At 64.5% G+C, this 17,821-nt stretch carries 17 protein-coding genes; 8 read left to right on the top strand and 9 right to left on the bottom strand.

Annotation, left to right across the window (positions count from 1 at the left end; translation table 11 throughout):
- Window positions 1-62: 62 nt before the first annotated feature.
- From frc to J3E61_RS18255, 3 genes are all read right to left on the bottom strand, one after another.
- A complete protein-coding gene (gene frc, locus J3E61_RS18265) occupies window positions 63-1,319 on the bottom strand; it encodes a formyl-CoA transferase (protein ID WP_192721618.1) in 1,257 nt (418 codons plus the stop codon).
- A gap of 36 nt (window positions 1,320-1,355) precedes the next feature.
- Window positions 1,356-3,083: an oxalyl-CoA decarboxylase gene (gene oxc, locus J3E61_RS18260; protein WP_210085610.1), complete on the bottom strand. Its 1,728-nt coding sequence runs from the start codon at window positions 3,081-3,083 to the stop codon at window positions 1,356-1,358.
- A gap of 165 nt (window positions 3,084-3,248) precedes the next feature.
- Window positions 3,249-4,181 (bottom strand): LysR family transcriptional regulator, encoded by a 933-nt coding sequence (locus J3E61_RS18255; RefSeq protein WP_192722430.1) that lies wholly within the window; start codon window positions 4,179-4,181, stop codon window positions 3,249-3,251.
- A gap of 111 nt (window positions 4,182-4,292) precedes the next feature.
- On the opposite strand from J3E61_RS18255, the gene J3E61_RS18250 reads away from it, so the two are divergent.
- Window positions 4,293-4,754: a PAS domain S-box protein gene (locus J3E61_RS18250; protein ID WP_192721620.1), complete on the top strand. Its 462-nt coding sequence runs from the start codon at window positions 4,293-4,295 to the stop codon at window positions 4,752-4,754.
- Between the two features lie 18 nt (window positions 4,755-4,772).
- Here J3E61_RS18250 and pyk read toward each other — a convergent pair whose 3' ends face one another.
- Together pyk and J3E61_RS18240 are read right to left on the bottom strand one after the other, a co-directional pair.
- A complete protein-coding gene (gene pyk / locus J3E61_RS18245; protein ID WP_192721621.1) occupies window positions 4,773-6,194 on the bottom strand; it encodes a pyruvate kinase in 1,422 nt (473 codons plus the stop codon).
- A 10-nt stretch (window positions 6,195-6,204) separates the two neighbouring features.
- Window positions 6,205-7,212 (bottom strand): 2-dehydropantoate 2-reductase, encoded by a 1,008-nt coding sequence (locus tag J3E61_RS18240; RefSeq protein ID WP_210084487.1) that lies wholly within the window; start codon window positions 7,210-7,212, stop codon window positions 6,205-6,207.
- Window positions 7,213-7,303: 91 nt separating this feature from the next.
- On the opposite strand from J3E61_RS18240, the gene J3E61_RS18235 reads away from it, so the two are divergent.
- Genes J3E61_RS18235 through J3E61_RS18220 form a run of 4 tightly spaced genes read left to right on the top strand, consistent with a single transcriptional unit; the run spans window position 7,304 to window position 12,399 of the window.
- Entirely contained in the window at window positions 7,304-8,383 is a 1,080-nt protein-coding gene (locus J3E61_RS18235; RefSeq protein ID WP_210084486.1) for a Re/Si-specific NAD(P)(+) transhydrogenase subunit alpha, read from the top strand.
- 1 nt (window position 8,384) lies between these two features.
- Window positions 8,385-8,684, top strand: a complete 300-nt coding sequence (locus J3E61_RS18230) for an NAD(P) transhydrogenase subunit alpha (protein ID WP_210084485.1) — start codon at window positions 8,385-8,387, stop codon at window positions 8,682-8,684.
- Entirely contained in the window at window positions 8,681-10,105 is a 1,425-nt protein-coding gene (locus J3E61_RS18225; RefSeq protein WP_210084484.1) for an NAD(P)(+) transhydrogenase (Re/Si-specific) subunit beta, read from the top strand. Before J3E61_RS18230 ends, J3E61_RS18225 begins: the two co-directional genes overlap by 4 nt.
- Window positions 10,106-10,107: 2 nt before the next feature.
- Window positions 10,108-12,399: an FdhF/YdeP family oxidoreductase gene (locus J3E61_RS18220; RefSeq protein WP_210084483.1), complete on the top strand. Its 2,292-nt coding sequence runs from the start codon at window positions 10,108-10,110 to the stop codon at window positions 12,397-12,399.
- A 30-nt stretch (window positions 12,400-12,429) separates the two neighbouring features.
- On the opposite strand, the gene J3E61_RS18215 is transcribed toward J3E61_RS18220, so the two are convergent.
- The 4 genes from J3E61_RS18215 to J3E61_RS18200 are packed head-to-tail and all read right to left on the bottom strand — an operon-like array spanning window position 12,430 to window position 15,269.
- Window positions 12,430-12,723 carry an antibiotic biosynthesis monooxygenase gene (locus tag J3E61_RS18215; RefSeq protein WP_192721627.1) on the bottom strand — a complete coding sequence of 98 codons (294 nt, stop codon included), beginning with the start codon at window positions 12,721-12,723 and terminating at the stop codon, window positions 12,430-12,432.
- 33 nt (window positions 12,724-12,756) lie between these two features.
- Entirely contained in the window at window positions 12,757-13,722 is a 966-nt protein-coding gene (locus tag J3E61_RS18210; protein ID WP_210084482.1) for an alpha/beta hydrolase, read from the bottom strand.
- Window positions 13,715-14,554, bottom strand: coding sequence for an enoyl-CoA hydratase/isomerase family protein (locus J3E61_RS18205; protein ID WP_210084481.1), 840 nt, complete (start codon window positions 14,552-14,554; stop codon window positions 13,715-13,717). Before J3E61_RS18205 ends, J3E61_RS18210 begins: the two co-directional genes overlap by 8 nt.
- A 22-nt stretch (window positions 14,555-14,576) precedes the next feature.
- Entirely contained in the window at window positions 14,577-15,269 is a 693-nt protein-coding gene (locus J3E61_RS18200; protein WP_192721629.1) for a DJ-1/PfpI family protein, read from the bottom strand.
- Window positions 15,270-15,394: 125 nt separating this feature from the next.
- On the opposite strand from J3E61_RS18200, the gene J3E61_RS18195 reads away from it, so the two are divergent.
- From J3E61_RS18195 to J3E61_RS18185, 3 genes are all read left to right on the top strand, one after another.
- Complete coding sequence (locus J3E61_RS18195; protein ID WP_210084480.1) at window positions 15,395-15,985, top strand: TetR family transcriptional regulator C-terminal domain-containing protein; 591 nt, start codon at window positions 15,395-15,397, stop codon at window positions 15,983-15,985.
- 70 nt (window positions 15,986-16,055) lie between these two features.
- On the top strand, window positions 16,056-16,772 hold the full coding sequence (locus J3E61_RS18190; RefSeq protein ID WP_210084479.1) for a cysteine hydrolase: 717 nt from the start codon (window positions 16,056-16,058) through the stop codon (window positions 16,770-16,772).
- On the top strand, window positions 16,759-17,736 hold the full coding sequence (locus J3E61_RS18185; protein ID WP_210084478.1) for an aldo/keto reductase: 978 nt from the start codon (window positions 16,759-16,761) through the stop codon (window positions 17,734-17,736). Before J3E61_RS18190 ends, J3E61_RS18185 begins: the two co-directional genes overlap by 14 nt.
- Window positions 17,737-17,821 lie beyond the last annotated feature (85 nt).

Genomic DNA, 17,821 nt, shown 5'->3' with positions numbered 1-17,821 from the left:
GGAAGGAAAAGGGTGGAACCGCCCCAGGGGGGAACTGGGGCGGTTCTCACCGGGCGGGCGGGTTAGACGACGATCTTCTTGTCGTGCCAGGCGGCGATGGTGTCCGCGTCATAGCCGAGTTCGGCGAGAACCTCGTCGGTGTGCTCACCGAGCAGCGGTGCGCCCTTGATGTCGGGCTTGAATGCCGAGAACTTGATCGGGCTGCCGACGGTCAGGTAAGTACCCCGGCCCGGCTGCTCCACCTCGACGATGCTGCCGCTCTTGCGCAGATCCTTGTCGTCAGCGAGGTCCTTCATCGACATGACCGGCGCACAGGGCACTTCCCACTCGCGCAGGATGTCGACTGCCTCCCACTTCGTCTTGTCGGCCAGCCACTTCTCGATCTCGGCGAAGATGTCGAAGATCTTGTCTTGGCGGGCACGCGCGGTGGCATAGCCGGGGTCGTCCACCCACTCGGGCCTGCCGATCGCCTCGGCGGTGCGCTTCCAGTTCTGCTCCTGGATGGTGAAGTAGATGTAAGCGTTGGGGTCGGTCTCCCAGCCCTTGCACTTGACCACCCAGCCGGGCTGACCGCCGCCGCCGGCGTTGCCGCCACGCGGAACGGCCTCACCGAACTCGCCGTTCGGCCACTGCGGGTATTCCTCCAGATAGCCGACGCGTTCCAGGCGCTGCTGGTCACGCAGCTTGACCCGGCACAGATTCAGCACCGCGTCCTGCATTGCGGCCGAGACCTTTTGCCCCTTGCCGGTCTTGTCCCGCTGGATCAGCGCCGTGAGGATGCCGATCAGCAGGTGCATTCCGGTGTTGCTGTCGCCGAGAGCGGCGCCGGCCACCGTCGGCGGACCATCCCAGAATCCGGTGGTGGAGGCGTTGCCGCCTGCGCACTGCGCGACATTCTCGTAGACCTTCAGGTCGTTCCAGGACGAGTCGTCGTTGAATCCCTTGACCGAGCCGAAGATCAGCCGCGGGTTCCATTCCTGGATCTTCTCCCACGAAAGGCCCATGCGGTCCATGGCGCCCGGCGCGAAGTTCTCGACCAGTACGTCTGCCCCGCGGATCAGCTTCTCCATCACCTCCAGGCCCTCGGGTGACTTCGTGTTGATCGCCAGTGAGCGCTTGTTGCTGTTCAGCATGGTGAAGTACAGCGCGTCCAGATCGGGGATGTCGCGCAACTGATTACGCGTCACGTCGCCCCCGCTGGTGCGCTCCACCTTGAGTACGTCGGCTCCGAACCAGGCGAGCATCTGAGTGCACGCCGGGCCCGCCTGGACCCCGGTGAAGTCGATCACCTTGATCCCGGAGAGCGGTAAATCGGTCATGACACGTTTCCTTTCGTTTGTTGATCGTGTCGGTGTTCAGTGCTTTGCGGTGATGCCCTTGGGATTGAGGTGCGCGATATTGCCGCTCTCGGTGCCGTCGGAGGGGTCGATGACGCAGTCGATGAGCGCAGGCCGGCCCGAGGCGAGGGCCTCGCGCAACGCCGCGCCGACCTCCGCGGGTGTGGTGGCCTGATATCCCTTGCCGCCGAAGGCTTTGATCATGTACTCGTGCCGGGCCTGCAGCACCGTCGGAGCGGGGTCGGCCGTGGTTGACGCCTCGTCGCCGCGGTAGACACCGCTGTTGTTCAAGATGACGGTGACGATGGGCAGGTTGTAGCGGCAAACCGCCTCCAGCTCCATTCCGCTGAACCCGAATGCGCTGTCGCCCTCGATCGCAACGACTGGCTGACCGGTCTCGACCGCGGCGGCGATGGCGTAGCCCATGCCGATACCCATCACACCCCACGTCCCGCTATCCAGCCGGTGCCGCGGTACCTGCATGCCAATGGTGTTGCGCGCCAGGTCGAGTGCGTTGGCTCCCTCGTTGACGACGTAGGCTTGCGGGTTGTCGTGCAGGACGTCGCGGATGGCCTGCAGTGCGCCGAGGAACTTCATCGGGTGTGCGGTCAGCGCTGCTTCCAACCGACCCGCCATCTTTGCGACGTTCCCGGACGACTTGGCCTCGAGCTCTTCGCGCCACTCGTTCTGAACCGTGATCTGGCCGGGCTTCGCGCGCTCGAGAAGCGCCTCCATCACCGAGCCGACATCGCCGACGAGGGGTGCGGCGATCGGTTGGTTGCTGTCCATCTCGTTGGCCGCGATGTCGACCTGGATGAACTTGGCATCCGGATTCCATTGCGGCGCATCGCCGTGTCCGAGCAGCCAGTTCAGCCGGGCACCGACGAGCATCACGACGTCGGCCCGTTTCAGGGCCAGCGAGCGGGCGGTGGCGGCCGACTGCGGATGGTCATCGGGCAGCAGTCCCTTTGCCATCGACATCGGCAGGTACGGCACACCGGTCGTCTCGACGAACTCGCGGATCTGCTCGTCGGCCTGCGCGTAGGCCGCGCCCTTGCCCAGCACGATCAGCGGCCGCTTCGCATTCGCCAGCAGATCGATTGCGGAGTCGACCATCTCGGTCTCCGGCAACTGGCGCGGCGCAGGGTTGACGACACGCCACAGTGTCTTGGCCGCCTCCTGCGCATCGATCACCTCGCCGAGCACGGCGGCTGGGATGTCCAGGTAAACCCCGCCGGGACGACCGGAGGCCGCGGTGCGGATCGCGCGGGCGATGCCGCGGCCGACGTCCTCGGCGCGCGATACTCGGTACGCCGCCTTGGCGAACATCCTGGCCGCCGCCAGCTGGTCCATCTCCTCGTAGTCACCGCGCTGAAGGTCGACCAGGTGGCGCTCGCTCGATCCGGAGATCTGCACCATCGGGAAACAGTTCGTGGTCGCATTGGCAAGCGCGACAAGCCCGTTGAGGAAGCCAGGAGCCGAAACCGTCAGGCAGATGCCGGGCTTCTTGGTGAGAAAGCCGGCCGCAGCGGCGGCGTGGCCCGCGTCGCTCTCGTGACGAAAGCCGATGTAGCGGATCCCAGAGGCTTGCGCGAGGCGGGCCAGGTCGGTGATCGGGATGCCAACGACCCCGTAGATGGTGTGCACATCGTTGAGCTTGAGCGCGTCGACCACCAGGTGGATCCCGTCGGTGAGAGCACCTGGCCCTTGCGGATCTGGGGTGCTGTCTACCTCCGTGTCCGGCAGGGAAGCAATGGTCATGGTGTGAGCCCTTCCTGGCTGTTTCGCGCTTATTGCTTTGTTGGAGTTAACTTTCCGCGTCGCGACCTTCGGCGTCCAAGACTTGTCTGTGATCGCGTGATAACCGCCGGTTATCACCGTGAGACACGACAGTGCCCGCGCATTGCGTCATTACGCGACGTGGACGAGGTCCTTTCCGTGGAGTTCAAAGATGTCGTTCAGCGGTGTTCCGATCGCGACGTTCAGAAACGCCCTGGCGGCAACCGAACCCGGCGTGCCCGCGTGGATCGCCATCGAGATCTTCGCTCTGGTATCCGGTTCGACGAGGCGAATGGCCCGTGCCGCTCCGTTCACCGGCATCGCCCGCAACCAGGTGTGTGGCACCACGCTGGCCCAGGCGCCGGTGGCGACATGCGCGTAAAGCGATGCGACAGAATCGGTCTCCACTTGTGGCGCCGCCGTCGCACCGCTGTCGGCGAACGCCTTGTCGATGAACTGGCGGAACCGCATGTCCGGCGTCAGCAGCGCCAGCGGCAGCTGCGCCGCTTCGGCCCACGTGATGGTTCGCTCGGCGGGCACCAGCTGATCGCCCGATACCAGCAACACGTACTGCTCTTCGTAGAGCGGCACCACCTCGAGGCCTGACTGGTCATCGGGGCCGAAATGCGCAATGGCGACGTCCAACTCGAAGTCACGCAGCTGACGAAGCAACTCGGTTGAGGAGAGCCGCGAACAGACCTTGACCCTGGCCAGCGGGTGCAGCGCGCAGAACGCCGCGACGGGAAGCGCGGCCGTCGTCGAAACGGTGGGGCCTATCCCGAGTCGCAGCGTCGCGGAGATACCTGACCGCATCGCGGCCGCCTCCGCTTTGAGGGCATCGTGTTCGGCGAGTACGCGCTTGGCCCAAACGACGAGGCGCTCCCCCTCGGGCGTCAGGCCCTCGAAGTTCTGGCCACGATTGATCAGGGTGACGCTCAGCTCCCGTTCCAGCTTGGCGATCGACGTCGACAGCGCAGGCTGCGACACGTAACAGCTCTCGGCCGCGCGTGCGAAGTGCCGCTCCCTGGCCACGGCCACGAAGTACTCCAGCTGGCGCAGCAGCACAGGTCCTCCTTCAGGCGTCATGCAGGATTGTATTCAGTATTCGATATTGCGTATGCTAGGGCTCCGCTGCGCGGATGTCCAGCGAGTGACGGATAAGGAACGGGGTGTGATGTGACTGAAGGCGCAAACGTGGCCGGTGTGACCGAGGAATGGCTTGCCACGGCGGTCGTGAAGGAGTCAGCCGAGGCCATCGTGGTGACCGACCCGGCGGGGATCATCCGACTGTGGAACGAAGGGGCCGCCCGAATGTTCGGCTACTCCGTCGAAGAGGCGATCGGCCAGAACCTCGACATCATCATTCCGGAGAAGCTGCGCGACCGGCACTGGAAGGGCTACTTCCAGACGATGGCCACCGGCTACACCCGTTACGGCGACAAGCTGTTGAGCGTGCCCGCCACCCATCGCGACGGCCAACGGTTGTCGATCGAGTTCAGCGTGGCGCTGTTGCGCGACGGCGCCGACCAGATAGTCGGCATCTCGGCGATCATGCGTGAGGTCAGCGAACGACGTAACGCAGAACGCGAGTTGCGCGCGAAGATCTCCGAACTCGAAAGCCGGGTGGGGCCGGCCTGACCGGCCCCCACCCCTTCGTCATTCGATCCGAAGTACACGCATCCGGTCGGTGTAACCGGCCACCCCGCTGCGGCTTCCGGACACCACGACCACGAGGCTGCCCGGATGGGAGACACCCAAGGCGGACAGACCCCGGCTCACGTCGGCGGGCATGGTCTCGGGCGTGCTTGACGGCGCCAGCACCGCAGACTGAATGCCCCAGGAGAACGCCAACCGCGCCCTGACAGCGTCGTTGTGCGTGAAGGCGATCAACGGCAGGGGCGATCGCTGCCGAGCCAGCCGCATCGCCGTGTCGCCGGAACGGGTGAAACAACACAGCGCCACCGCCCCGATCCGCCTGCCCAGATCGCAGGCGGCTGCTGCCACGGCATCGCTGATGCCGGCATCCTCGTCTTCCCGCAGCACGGCTTCGGCCACATTGCGTTGGCGCAGTGCATCTTCGGCCGTCACCACAATGCGACCCATGGTCTCGACGGTGTGGGCGGGATAGGCGCCGACGCTGGTCTCTGCGGACAGCATCACCGCGTCGGCACCATCGAAAACCGCGTTGGCGACGTCGGAGACCTCGGCCCGAGTCGGACGCAGATCGGCGACCATCGAGTCGAGCATATGAGTCGCCACGATCACCGGCTTGGCCGCTTGCCGGCACAGGCTGATCGCCCGCTTCTGAACCAACGGAACCTGCTCCAACGGCATCTCGATCCCGAGGTCGCCGCGGGCAACCATCAATCCGTCGAACGCGTCGACGATCGCACTCAGGTCCGAAACCGCCTCCGGTTTCTCGAGTTTCACCATGACAGGAACACGCTTGCCCATCTCGTCCATCACCGCATGCGCGAGCTTGACCTCCTCGGGAGCGCGGACGAATGACATGGCCACCATGTCGACACCAAGCTCGAGTGCGAACCTCAAATCCTCGATGTCCTTCTCGGACAGGGGCGGAACGCTGACCGCGACACCCGGCAGTGAGATGCCCTTGTTGTCGCTGACGGGCCCGCCATGGACAACCTCGCAGCGGACGTCGTCGATATCCACATCGAGCACCCGCAGTTCGATCTTGCCGTCGTTGACGAGCAGCCGATCACCAGGCCCGACGTCGGAAGCCAGGCCGTCATACGTCGTCGACACCCTGTCGTGGTCGCCGGCACAGGGCGCGGTGGTGATCACGATCTGCTCGCCGTCGGCCCAGAACACCGGCCCGTCGGCGAAGCGGCCCAGCCGGATCTTCGGGCCCTGCAGGTCGGCGAGCACGCCTACCGCGCGACCGCGCTCGGCAGCGATCCGGCGCACGGTGTCATAGACAGCGGAATGCTCTGCCCGTGTGCCGTGGCTGAAGTTGAGCCGCGCCACATCCATGCCGGCGTCGATCAATTCAGTGAGTCGCGAAACAGAGGATGTGGCAGGCCCGAGCGTGCAGACGATCTTTGCGCGTCGATTCACGGTATTCCTTTCAGCGCAGGGCGGGGATGGCGTCGGCGTGCCACGCGCCCGGCACGCATGTCCGTGAGAGCAGGTCGGTGGCCGCGTGGACGGTGCGTAGCGTCGGAGCAGGCGCACCGGTGAGGTCGGCCATCTCGACGACCGCGGTGACGATCGCGTCGAGTTCCAGTTGTTTGCCCGCCTCGAGGTCCTGCAGCATCGACGTCTTGTGGTGGCCGACGTTCTCCGCCCCGCGCAGCCGCTTCTCGATCGAAATGTCCGGCTTACTACCAACTCTCGCGGCGATGTCGAGCGTTTCTTCCATCAGTTGAGTGACGATCTGACGGGTGTGCGGGTTTTGGCAGATCTCGACCATAGTCGCTCTGGTGAGCGCACTGATTGGGTTGAACGCGACGTTGCCCATCAACTTGATCCAGATGTCGTCACGCAGATTCGGCTCGACCGGCGCCTTCAGCCCACCGACAATCATGGCGTCGCTCAACGCTTTACAGCGCGGCGAGACCTCCCCGGACGGCTCGCCGATGGAGAACCGGGTGCCTTCCAGATGCCGGATCACGCCCGGCGCCTCGATCGTTGTCGCCGGATACACCACGCAACCGATGGCGCGCTCGGGTGACAACACGGCACTGGTCGCCCCGCCCGGATCCACCGCCTCGATGCGACGACCCTCGTATGGGCCTGCCAGTTGGTGGAAGTACCACCACGGGATCCCGTTCTGCGCGGGAAGCACCGCGGTGTGCTCGCCGAGGAGCGGTTCGACCAGTGGACCGCACGTCGGGTAGCTGTGCGCCTTGAGTCCGAGGAAGACGTAGTCGACGGGGCCGATCTCGGCGGGGTCGTCCGTGGCGTGCGGGTGAGCCACGAAGTCACCCCGCGGGCTGAGAACCCGGACGCCGTTCTCGCGCATCGCCCGCAGATGCTCGTTGCGCGCGATCAGGTGCACCTCCGCACCACCCCGGTGCAGTGCAGCACCCCAGTAGGCGCCGATCGCTCCGGCCCCGACGACTGCAATTCTCACGGCGACTCCTTGGGTATGGTCTGGACTGGTTGCATACAGTATGCGATCTCCTCTACTGTGGCAATGGTCCCGCCCTGCCAGGAAGAGGAATATGACGCTGATCGGAGTGCCGCGTGAGACAGCGGCGGATGAACGTCGTGTCGCGTTGGTCCCCAAGGTCGTCGAGAAACTGCATGCCGCGGGCATTGCCGTCGTCGTCGAAAGTGGTGCTGGCACAGGAGCATTGATTCCCGACGAACAATACGAACAGGCGGGCGCCAGCATTGGCGACCCATGGCCGGCAGACCTTGTGGTGAAGGTGAACCCTCCGACCACCGATGAGATCGCGCTGCTGAAGCCGGAATCCACCGTCGTCGGGTTTCTGGCACCGCGAACTCGCCCCGAGGTCGCCGACGGCTTACGACTGGCTGGGGTGACCGGCTTTGCGATGGAAGCGATTCCCCGCATTTCCCGCGCGCAGGCCATGGATGCGTTGTCATCGCAGGCCAACGTCGCGGGATACAAGGCGGTGTTGCTGGCGGCGTCGGAATCCACCCGGTTCTTCCCGATGCTCACGACGGCCGCGGGCACCGTGAAGCCGGCTACGGTGCTGGTGCTCGGCGTCGGGGTGGCGGGTCTGCAGGCGCTGGCGACGGCGAAGCGACTGGGCGGTAAGACCACCGGCTACGACGTACGTCCCGAAGTGGCCGACCAGGTGCGCTCGGTCGGCGCGCAATGGCTGAACCTCGGCATCGACGCGGCCGGTGAGGGCGGCTATGCCCGCGAACTCACCGAAGCGGAGCGGGCGCAGCAGCAGGACGCACTGGAGAAGGCGATCACCGGGTTCGACGTCGTCATCACCACCGCGCTCGTGCCCGGCCGCCCTGCCCCGCGGTTGGTGACTGCGGCCGCGGTGGAGGGCATGAAACCCGGCAGCGTCGTGGTCGACCTGGCCGGCGAGACCGGCGGCAACTGCGAGCTGACCGAACCGGGACAAACCGTCGTCAAACACGACGTGACGATCGCGTCTCCGCTGAACCTGCCAGCCACCATGCCCGAGCACGCCAGCGAGTTGTATGCCAAAAACATTGCGGCACTGCTGGATCTGCTGATCAAAGACGGCGAGGTAGCACCGGATTTCGACGACGAAGTCGTCGCCGCTTCCTGCGTCACACGCGAGAGGACGAACTGACGTGTACGACCAGTTGTTGGCGAATCTGGCGATCCTGGTGTTGTCGGGATTCGTCGGTTTCTCGGTGATCTCCAAGGTCCCCAACACCTTGCACACGCCGTTGATGTCGGGCACGAACGCCATTCACGGCATCGTGCTGATCGGCGCGCTGGTGGTGCTCGGCCGCGTCGAGCATCCGTCGCTCGCTATCCAGGTCATCCTGTTCGTCGCCGTGGTGTTCGGAACGCTCAATGTGGTCGGCGGTTTCGTGGTCACCGATCGGATGCTGGGCATGTTCAAGGGCAAGAAGGCCGCGCGATGAACTATCTCGTCACAGTGCTCTACATCATCGCGTTCGCGATGTTCATCTACGGCCTGATGGGACTGACCGGTCCCAAGACCGCGGTGCGCGGCAACTGGATCGCCGGTGCGGGCATGGCCCTGGCGGTGGTGGCGACGCTGATCGCGATCCGGCACACCGAAAACTGGGGGCTCATCATCGCGGGCCTGCTGCTCGGCGTGGCACTGGGAGTGCCACCCGCGCGGTTGACGAAGATGACCGCGATGCCCCAGCTGGTCGCTCTGTTCAACGGGGTGGGCGGCGGTACGGTCGCGCTGATCGCACTGTCGGAATTCATTGATACGTCGGGCTTCTCGAACTTCAAGCACGGTGAGTCGCCGACGGTGCACATCGTGGTGGCCTCGATGTTCGCCGCGATCATCGGCTCGATCTCGTTCTGGGGCTCGATCATCGCGTTCGGCAAGCTGCAGGAGATCCTGCCAGGCCGCCCGATCGGCATCGGGAAGCTGCAGCAGCCGTTCAACCTGTTGCTGCTGTTGGGTGCGGTGGCCGCCGCGGTCGCTATCGGACTTGGCGCGCATCCCGGCAGCGGCGGGGCGGCGCTGTGGTGGATGATCGGGCTGCTGGCGGCCGCGGGCGTGCTGGGCCTGATGGTGGTGCTGCCGATCGGAGGCGCCGATATGCCGGTGGTCATTTCATTGCTCAACGCCCTCACCGGATTGTCGGCCGCTGCAGCGGGTTTGGCTCTGAACAACACATCGATGATCGTCGCAGGCATGATCGTCGGCGCGTCCGGTTCGATCCTGACGAATCTGATGGCCAAGGCGATGAACCGCTCCATTCCCGCGATCGTGGCAGGCGGCTTTGGCGGCAGCGGAATGGCAGCGTCGAGCGATGACGGAGTCGAGAAGGTGGTGAAGGCGACCTCGGCGGCCGACGCCGCGATCCAGATGGCCTACGCCAACCAGGTCATCGTCGTGCCCGGTTACGGCTTGGCGGTTGCCCAGGCGCAGCACGCCGTCAAGGACCTGGCCGGCATGCTCGAACAGCGCGGCGTGCCAGTCAAATACGCGATCCACCCCGTCGCGGGACGGATGCCTGGGCACATGAATGTGCTGCTGGCCGAGGCCGACGTCGAGTACGACGCGATGAAGGAGATGGACGATATCAACGATGACTTCTCGCGCACCGACGTGACCATCGTCATCGGAGCCAACGATGTCACCAACCCAGCGGCGCGCAACGACCCGTCGAGCCCAATTCACGGCATGCCGATCCTCAACGTCGACCAGTCCAAGTCGGTGATCGTGCTCAAGCGGTCGATGAACTCCGGCTTCGCGGGCATCGAGAACCCGTTGTTCTACGCCGACGGCACCACCATGCTGTTCGGCGATGCGAAGAAGTCGGTCACCGAGGTCGCCGAGGAACTCAAGGTTCTCTGACCATGGGCGTCGAGAACCCGAAGATCAAGGCGCCCAAGAAGTCAGCCGCAGGCGTGCCCGCCGTGATGCACGCGCTGGAGTACTCGCTCGGGCAGACGTCGCTGGTCCGAACGGCGATCAATCTGCTCAGCATCAATCAGGCCAACGGGATCGACTGCCCTGGCTGCGCCTGGCCGGAGCCCGAGGCGGGCAAGCGACACAAGAACGAGTACTGCGAAAACGGTGCCAAACACATCAACGACGAGGCCACCACGCGCCGGCTCACGCGGGAGTTCTTCCGTGAGCACTCGATAACCGAGCTCGCCACGAAGTCCGACATGTGGCTCAACGAGCAGGGTCGGCTGACCGAGCCGATGGTCAAGGCGCCAGGGTCAGATCACTACGAACCGATCAGCTGGGACGGAGCCCTCGACCTGCTGGCTGCCGAACTGCGCAGCCTCGATTCACCCGACGAGGCGCTGTTCTACACGTCGGGCAGGCTCAGCAACGAGGCGGCCTTCCTGCTGCAGTTGTTCGCCCGGGCGTATGGCACCAACAATCTGCCCGACTGCAGCAACATGTGTCACGAATCCAGCGGCGCCGGCCTGAACGAGACGCTCGGCGTCGGCAAGGGCAGCGTGAGCCTCGACGATCTGCACGAGGCCGACCTGGTGCTCGCAGTCGGCCTCAACCCCGGCACCAACATGCCGCGGATGCTGTCGGCGCTGGAGGAGACCAAGCGCAACGGTGGCCATGTCATCGCTGTGAACACGTTGCCCGAAGCGGGGCTGATCCGGTTCAAGAACCCACAGAAGCTCAGCGGAATCGTCGGCGGCGGAACGCCGATTGCCGATCAGTTCCTGCACATCAAACCGTGCGGCGACCTGGCGCTGTTTCAGGCCATCAATGCGCTGCTGCTCAAGGCCGAGGACGCCGCACCCGGGACAGTGCTGGACTTCGCGTTCATCGACACCCACACCTCGGGCTTTGCCGAGTTCGCCGATCACGCTCGGCAGATCGCATGGTCGGATGTCCTTGACGCGACCGGCCTTTCGCGTGAGGAAATCCAGAGCGTGGTCGACCGTGTGCTGAAGAGCACGAAGGTCATCGTCTGCTGGGCGATGGGGGTCACCCAACAGAAGCACGGCGTGGCAACAGTCCGCGAGATGGTGAATTTCCTGATGCTGCGCGGAAACCTGGGCAGGCCGGGAACCGGCGTCTGTCCGGTCCGCGGGCACAGCAATGTCCAGGGTGACCGCACAATGGGCATCTGGGAGAAGATGCCGCAGTCGTTCCTCGATGCCCTCGAAGCGGAGTTCGGCTTCACTCCCCCGCCGCATCACGGCTTGGACGCGGTCGACTCCATCCGGGCGATGCGCGATGGCAGAGCCAAGGTGTTCGTTGGCTTCGCAGGCAATTTCGTGCGCGCCACCCCGGATAGCGATGTGACCGAACGTGCGATGCGCAACTGCCGGTTGACAGCACACGTCTCGACGAAGCTCAACCGCTCGCACGCGGTGTGCGGCCAGACGGCGTTGATACTGCCGACATTGGGCCGCACCGACCGCGATGTCCAGTCAACCGGCGAGCAGTTCGTCACGGTCGAAGACTCGATGAGCATCGTGCATCAATCCCGCGGCAGGCTCACGCCCGCATCTGACACTCTGCTGAGTGAGGTGGCGATCGTGTGCAGGCTCGCCCGTCGCACGCTGGGCAGCGGGCCGGAAATTTCTTGGGAGAAGTTCGAATCCGACTATGACGTGATCCGCGACGCGATATCCCGGGTGGTCCCCGACTTCGAGGACTTCAATGATCGGGTGCGTCGGCCGGGCGGCTTCGCACTGACCAATCCGGTCAACGAGTACCGGTTCAACACGGCATCGGGTAAGGCGCAGTTCACGCGTAACACCTTCGACAGAATCCGGGTCCCCGCAGGGCATCTCGTACTGCAGACCATGCGGTCACACGACCAGTGGAATACTGTGCCGTACGCCCCGAACGACCGGTACCGCGGCATCAAGAACGCCCGCCGGATCGTGTTGGTCAATCCCGTCGACATCGATGCGCTCGGATTGGCCGATGCGCAGCGGGTCGATTTGGTCAGCAGTTGGGAAGACGGTATCGAGCGGCGGGCGAAGGACTTTCGCGTAGTTGCCTATCCCGCTGCGCGAGGTTCGGCGGCGTCGTATTACCCGGAGACCAACGTGCTCGTTCCGCTCGACAGCGTCGCCGACATCAGCAACACCCCAACCTCCAAAGGGGTTTTCGTTCGCTTGGAACCGGCGGCGTGCCAAGGCGAGGCGTCGGATGCCTGACGCCGTCGCCGCCACCGACAGTTAGTCGAGTCAGACGTCGCTGCTGATGTACCGCTTCTTGACGGGCGGCTCGGCGAGCAGTGGAGGTAAATCGGTGATTCGGCCGTCGCCCGCGCGAAAACTGCGGTAAGCCTCATCGTGCTCGACCGTCTCCCAGATTTCGTAGATGAGCCAGTGCGCGTCGTCGTCCTCATCGACGAGGACGTCGGTTCGGAGATTGCCGTCGAAGGCGCGGGTGTCTTGAAGCGCCCGGCCCATGACATCGCGGCCCGCCGCGACCGACTCAGGCTTGAATTTCAGTTCGAGTATCACGGTGACTGCCATAGAAATCTCCTCGTTGTTTGACGGTGCCGGTAGTCAATGCTGATTGGCTGACAGGAAATTGCGGATGTGGTCCGCCATTTCTGACGCGGCGGTGTCGAGCGCGAAATGGCCTCCGTCGACGATGTGCAACTCCGCGCCGGGAATGTCCCGTTGGTCCGCGGCGGTCTCCGCGATGAGGAACGACGGATCGTACTTTCCCCACAGCACCATGGTGCGCGGCTTGTGCTCGCGCAGCCACGCATCCCAGGCGTCATAGGACGAGACGTTGGTCCGGTAGTCGTAGAACAAGTCGACCTGAATATTGCCCTGAGCCGGGTCGGTCAGGAAGCGGTATTCGTCGGTCCACAGATCGGGGTCGTAACGCTCGATGTTTGGATCGGTGCCGACGTGCCGCTGCCGGGTCGCCTCCAAGGAAAGAAAGTTCCTCCGGAACTGGGCCTCATGGCCCACGCGGTCGGCCCAGAACGCTCGCCTCGCGTCCCACAGCGGCCCGAGTGCGTCAGCATGCAATGCGGCGTTTTGGATGATGAGGCTCTGCAGTCGTTCTGGATGCGCGACAACCATTCTCATGCCTACGTCGGCGCCGTAGTCCTGGAACGAGAGGTTGTACTGCGACAGGCCGAGCTTCTCGGTGAAATGGTCCACCACCGCGGCCAGGTGATCGAAGGTGTAGGCGAACTTCGCTGGATCGGGCCAGTCGCTGTGGCCGAAGCCGGGAAGGTCGGGGGCGATCAGATGGAAGCGGTCTGAAAGCCGGGCGAACAGCGGATCGAACATCCGCGATGACGACGGGAAGCCGTGCAGCAGAAGCACAACGGGCCCGTCAGTCGGACCGGCTTCGCGATAGAAGATCGAAAGGCCGTCGACATCCGCAGTCTTGTACGCCACGGGCCGTTGCTCGGTTGGAGGCAGATTCGCCGCACTGCCTGAGTTCGAGCACGCCGAAACCAATATGGCGAGCAACGCGGCCGCGAGCCACACACCCAGCGTCCTACGCATGATCCGTTTCGCCGAGTTGACCGACGTGGTAACCCAACCGCGTCTCCACGTCTCCGGGCTTCTGCAAGCCGCGTTCGATCAGCGTCTGCACCCGCTGTTGGGCGGCGGGCCTGGCCAGTGCAGCGAGGAAAGCCTCCCACTCCGGTGCGATCTCGGCGTCGGACGGCAAGGTGCTCACATTCGCGAGGTGCTTCGTTTCGGCGATGGCCTGCTTGTCGAACGACGAGATGCGCAGCGCCAGCGCGTCGACGAAGGTGTCGAGTTCCGCGTCGGGCAGCGCGCGGTTGACGTAGCCGTACCGCTCGGCGAGATCCCCGTCGATGTCGTCCGCGCCGAGCAGTACTTCCAAGGCGCGCCCGCGACCGATCAACCGGGACAGCCGTGCGATCGGTCCGCCACCCGGCACCAGGCCGGCGCCGACTTCCCATTGCGACAAGACGGCCTTCTCCCGGCTGGCGAAACGCATGTCACTTGCGAGCGCCAGTTCGCTGCCCACACCCGTTGCCCTGCCGCGAATTGCGGCGATCGAGACGAACGGGGCCCGGCTCAGTCTGGCGAGAAGATCAGGCAGATACTGCAGACCGGTCGTGCCGACCGGTAGCCGGGTCGACTCCTCCAGCGGTGCGTCAAAGTCGTAGTGCGTCAGGAAGAACCCGTCGACGGCGCTGTCGAAGACGACGACCTTGACGTCCTCGTCGTTCTCCAGATCGGCGATCACCCGCCCGAGTTCCAGGCTGCTCTCCGGCCCGAAGATGTTCAGCGGCGGGTGGTCGAACGTCACTCGCCAGTACGCGGGCGATCGGCGCGTAACGGAGATTCGCGTAGAGCTCACGATGCCTTCCTGCGTCGAAGCGCTAGCTGAGTGCTTTCATGAACTCGCGCGCCAATGGGCCTGCGGACGCAGGGTTCTGACCGGTGTACAGGTTGCGGTCGACGAGCGTGTAGGGCTTCCACATCTCGCCACGCTGGAAATCGACGCCCATCTTCACCAATTCGTCCTCGGCCGTCCACCTTGCCTTGGCGCGCAGGCCGACCCCGTCCTCCTCATCATTGGTGAACGCCGTGACACGGTATCCAGCGAAGGGGGAAGTACCGTTGCGGCGAGTAGCCATCATGGCGACCGGTGCGTGACAGACGATGGCAAGTGGCTTACCGGATGCGAGCGCCGCGATCAGCAGTCGTCCGGAGTCGGCGTCCTCCCACAGGTCCTCCATGGGCCCGTGCCCGCCGGGATAGTAGACGGCGTCGTAGTCCTCGACGCGTGCGTCGGCCAACTCGATCGGGTGGCGCAACTCCTCCGCCGAACGAAGGATCTCCTCGAGTTCGAGGGCGATCTCCGCGCTGCCCGCCATCGCGGGACGCAGGCTCATCACGTCGACGTGGGGCACCACACCACCGGGTGTCGCGACGACGATCTGGTGGCCGGCTTTGGTGAGTTCGCTGTAGGGAGCGGCGAACTCCTCAGCCCAGTAGCCCGTCGGATGCCTCGTGCCGTCTGCGAGTGTCCAATAGCTCGCGCCGGTCACGACGAAAAGAACCTTGGCCATGGGGAAGTCACCTCGCGTCTCGGGATGGACTGATGAACCCACAGTCTCGCATCGGTCCCTGGCTCCCACCAGGTTCTCGTTCGACAGAAACGAAGATAGGTGACCGGTCGGCTACTATCGAAGGTATGCCACGCCCGCCGAATCCCGAAGTGCGCCAGCGTCTGCTGGCCGCAGGCCTGGACCTTGTGCACTCACGCGGCTTCGCCGCCAGCGGCGTCAAGGACATCACCGACGCGGCCGGTGTGCCGAAGGGCTCCTTCTACGCGTACTTCCCGAGCAAGGAGGCGTTCGGCGCAGCGATCCTCGACCACTACTGGTCAGACATCGAGGCGCGACTGCTGCCGATCCTCGATTCGGACGGTCGGGCGCAGGACAGAATTCAGCGCTTCTTCCATGCACTTGCCGACGAACACGCGGCAGGCGATTTCCTGCTCGGCTGCCTCATCGGCAATCTGTCGCTAGAACTCAGCGGAACGAGCGAGCCTGTCCGCGCCGAGCTCACGCGCATCCTCGACGGCTGGGGCGGGGCTCTCACCGCATGTGTGCGTGCCGGCCAGCGCCGCTCCGGTGGCATTCGCTCGGACCTCGACGCGGCCGAACTCGCCGCCCTGTTGATCGAGTCGTGGGAGGGCGCGGCCCTTCGCGGCAAGGTGACGCGCAGTCGCGCGCCCTATGACCGGTTCGAAGCCATTACCGTCCCAGCCCTGCTCCGCTGATCCCCTGCCGTTCACGACGTGACCCTTCGCACATTGATTTATAGACGACTGGTCATCTATTCTCAAAGACGTGTCCACATACCAGGAACCACAGCATCCGGCGCTCCCGCCGTCCGGCTTCGAGCTCGACCACGCGCACGCCGCACTGGTCATCACCGATCCGCAGATCGACTTCCTCAGCCCCGCCGGGGTCTCATGGCCGGTGTTCGGTGACAGCATCCGCGACAACGACACCGTCGCTCACATCGGCGAGCTGTTGGATGCCGCGAAGCTGTCAGGCATCACGGTCGCGGTCTCGCCGCACTACTTCTATCCCACCGACAAGCAGTGGTTGTTCGGCGATCCGCTCGAACAGTTCATGGGTTCCGTCGGCATGTTCACCCGCCAGGGCGCGTACACGACGCAGGGTTTCGCGGGTTCGGGTGCCGACTTCCTGCCCGACTACCAGCACCACATCCACGACGGCCAAACCGTGATCGCGTCGCCGCACAAGATCGTCGGTCCCGAGTCGAATGACCTTGTGCTGCAGTTGCGTAAGCGCGGCGTGAACCAGGTCATCCTGGCGGGCATGGCCGCCAACCTCTGCGTGGAAGGCCATCTTCGCGAACTCGTCGAGCAAGGGTTCGAGGTGGCTGTGGTCAAAGACGCCACCGCAGGCCCACGGCTTCCCGAAGGCGACGGCTATCTGGCCGCGCTGGTGAACTACCGATTCCTCGCGAGCGCGGTCTGGACCACAGCCGTAGCCGTCGCACAGATGAAGGAGAACGATCGACATGGCGTTGAGTGACAAGCTGTTTCAGCACGGCAAGGCCTTGAACAACGGCGACGAGATTCCCGCGCTGGGGTTCGGAACGCTGGTTTCGGACCAAACGAAGACGCGGCGCGCGACCAAGTCCGCGGTCGAGGTGGGGTTCCGTCACCTCGACTGTGCCGAAAGGTACCGAAACGAAACGGAAGTCGGCGCAGCGCTCAAAGAGCTGTTCGAGGACGGAACCGTCCGGCGAGAGGACCTGTTCGTCACCACCAAGCTGTGGAACAACAACCACCGTCCGGACCGGGTCAGGGCCGCCCTCAAGGCCAGCCTGGAACGACTGGGACTCGACGCGGTCGACCTGTACCTGATGCACACGCCGTTCGCGTTTCAGCCAGGAGACGACCAAGACCCCCGCGATGCCCACGGAGCAGTCATCTACGACGACGGCGTCACGCTGGAGCAGACCTGGGCCGCGATGGAGGATCTCGTCGACGAGGGACTCACCCGTGGGATCGGCCTGTCCGACATCGGCGTCGACGGCACTCGTCGGATTGTCGATTCGGCCCGGATCAAGCCGACGGTCGTCGAGGTCGAGTCGCATCCCTATCACCCACAGTGGGATCTCCATGATTACTGCAGGTCTGAGGACATCGTCCTGCTGGCATTCGCACCACTCGGACACGCGCTGGAGCCGCGCCTGCTCGACGATCCTCTCATCCTCGATATCAGCGCGCGCTACGGAAAGACGCCCGCCCAAGTGCTGTTGGCTTGGGGCATTCAGCGCGACTCCGCGGTCCTCACGTCGTCGGTGACGCCTGCACGCATCGTTGAGAACTTCGATGTCACCGCGCTTCCCCAGAGCGCGGTCGATGAGATCACCCGCCTGAAGACTCGAATTCGATTCAATTCGGTTGTCGACGCCGGGGAGCCGGGATTCGAACAGGTGCCAAAGGGCAGTTGCCTGACAGCTGAACCACAGGAAACGGGTTCAGAGTGAATGCCGGCCCGCGACCAAGATCCCGATTAGTCGAACGAACCGTGTGCGTTCTGACGCAGTGTTAGGCAGTACAAGTACGACGGAG

Source organism: Mycobacterium sp. OAE908 (genome assembly GCF_017872775.1).
Taxonomy (GTDB): domain Bacteria; phylum Actinomycetota; class Actinomycetes; order Mycobacteriales; family Mycobacteriaceae; genus Mycobacterium.
The sequence above is the reverse complement of the archived record's forward strand: the minus strand, read 5'-3'. Positions and strand labels throughout refer to the sequence as shown.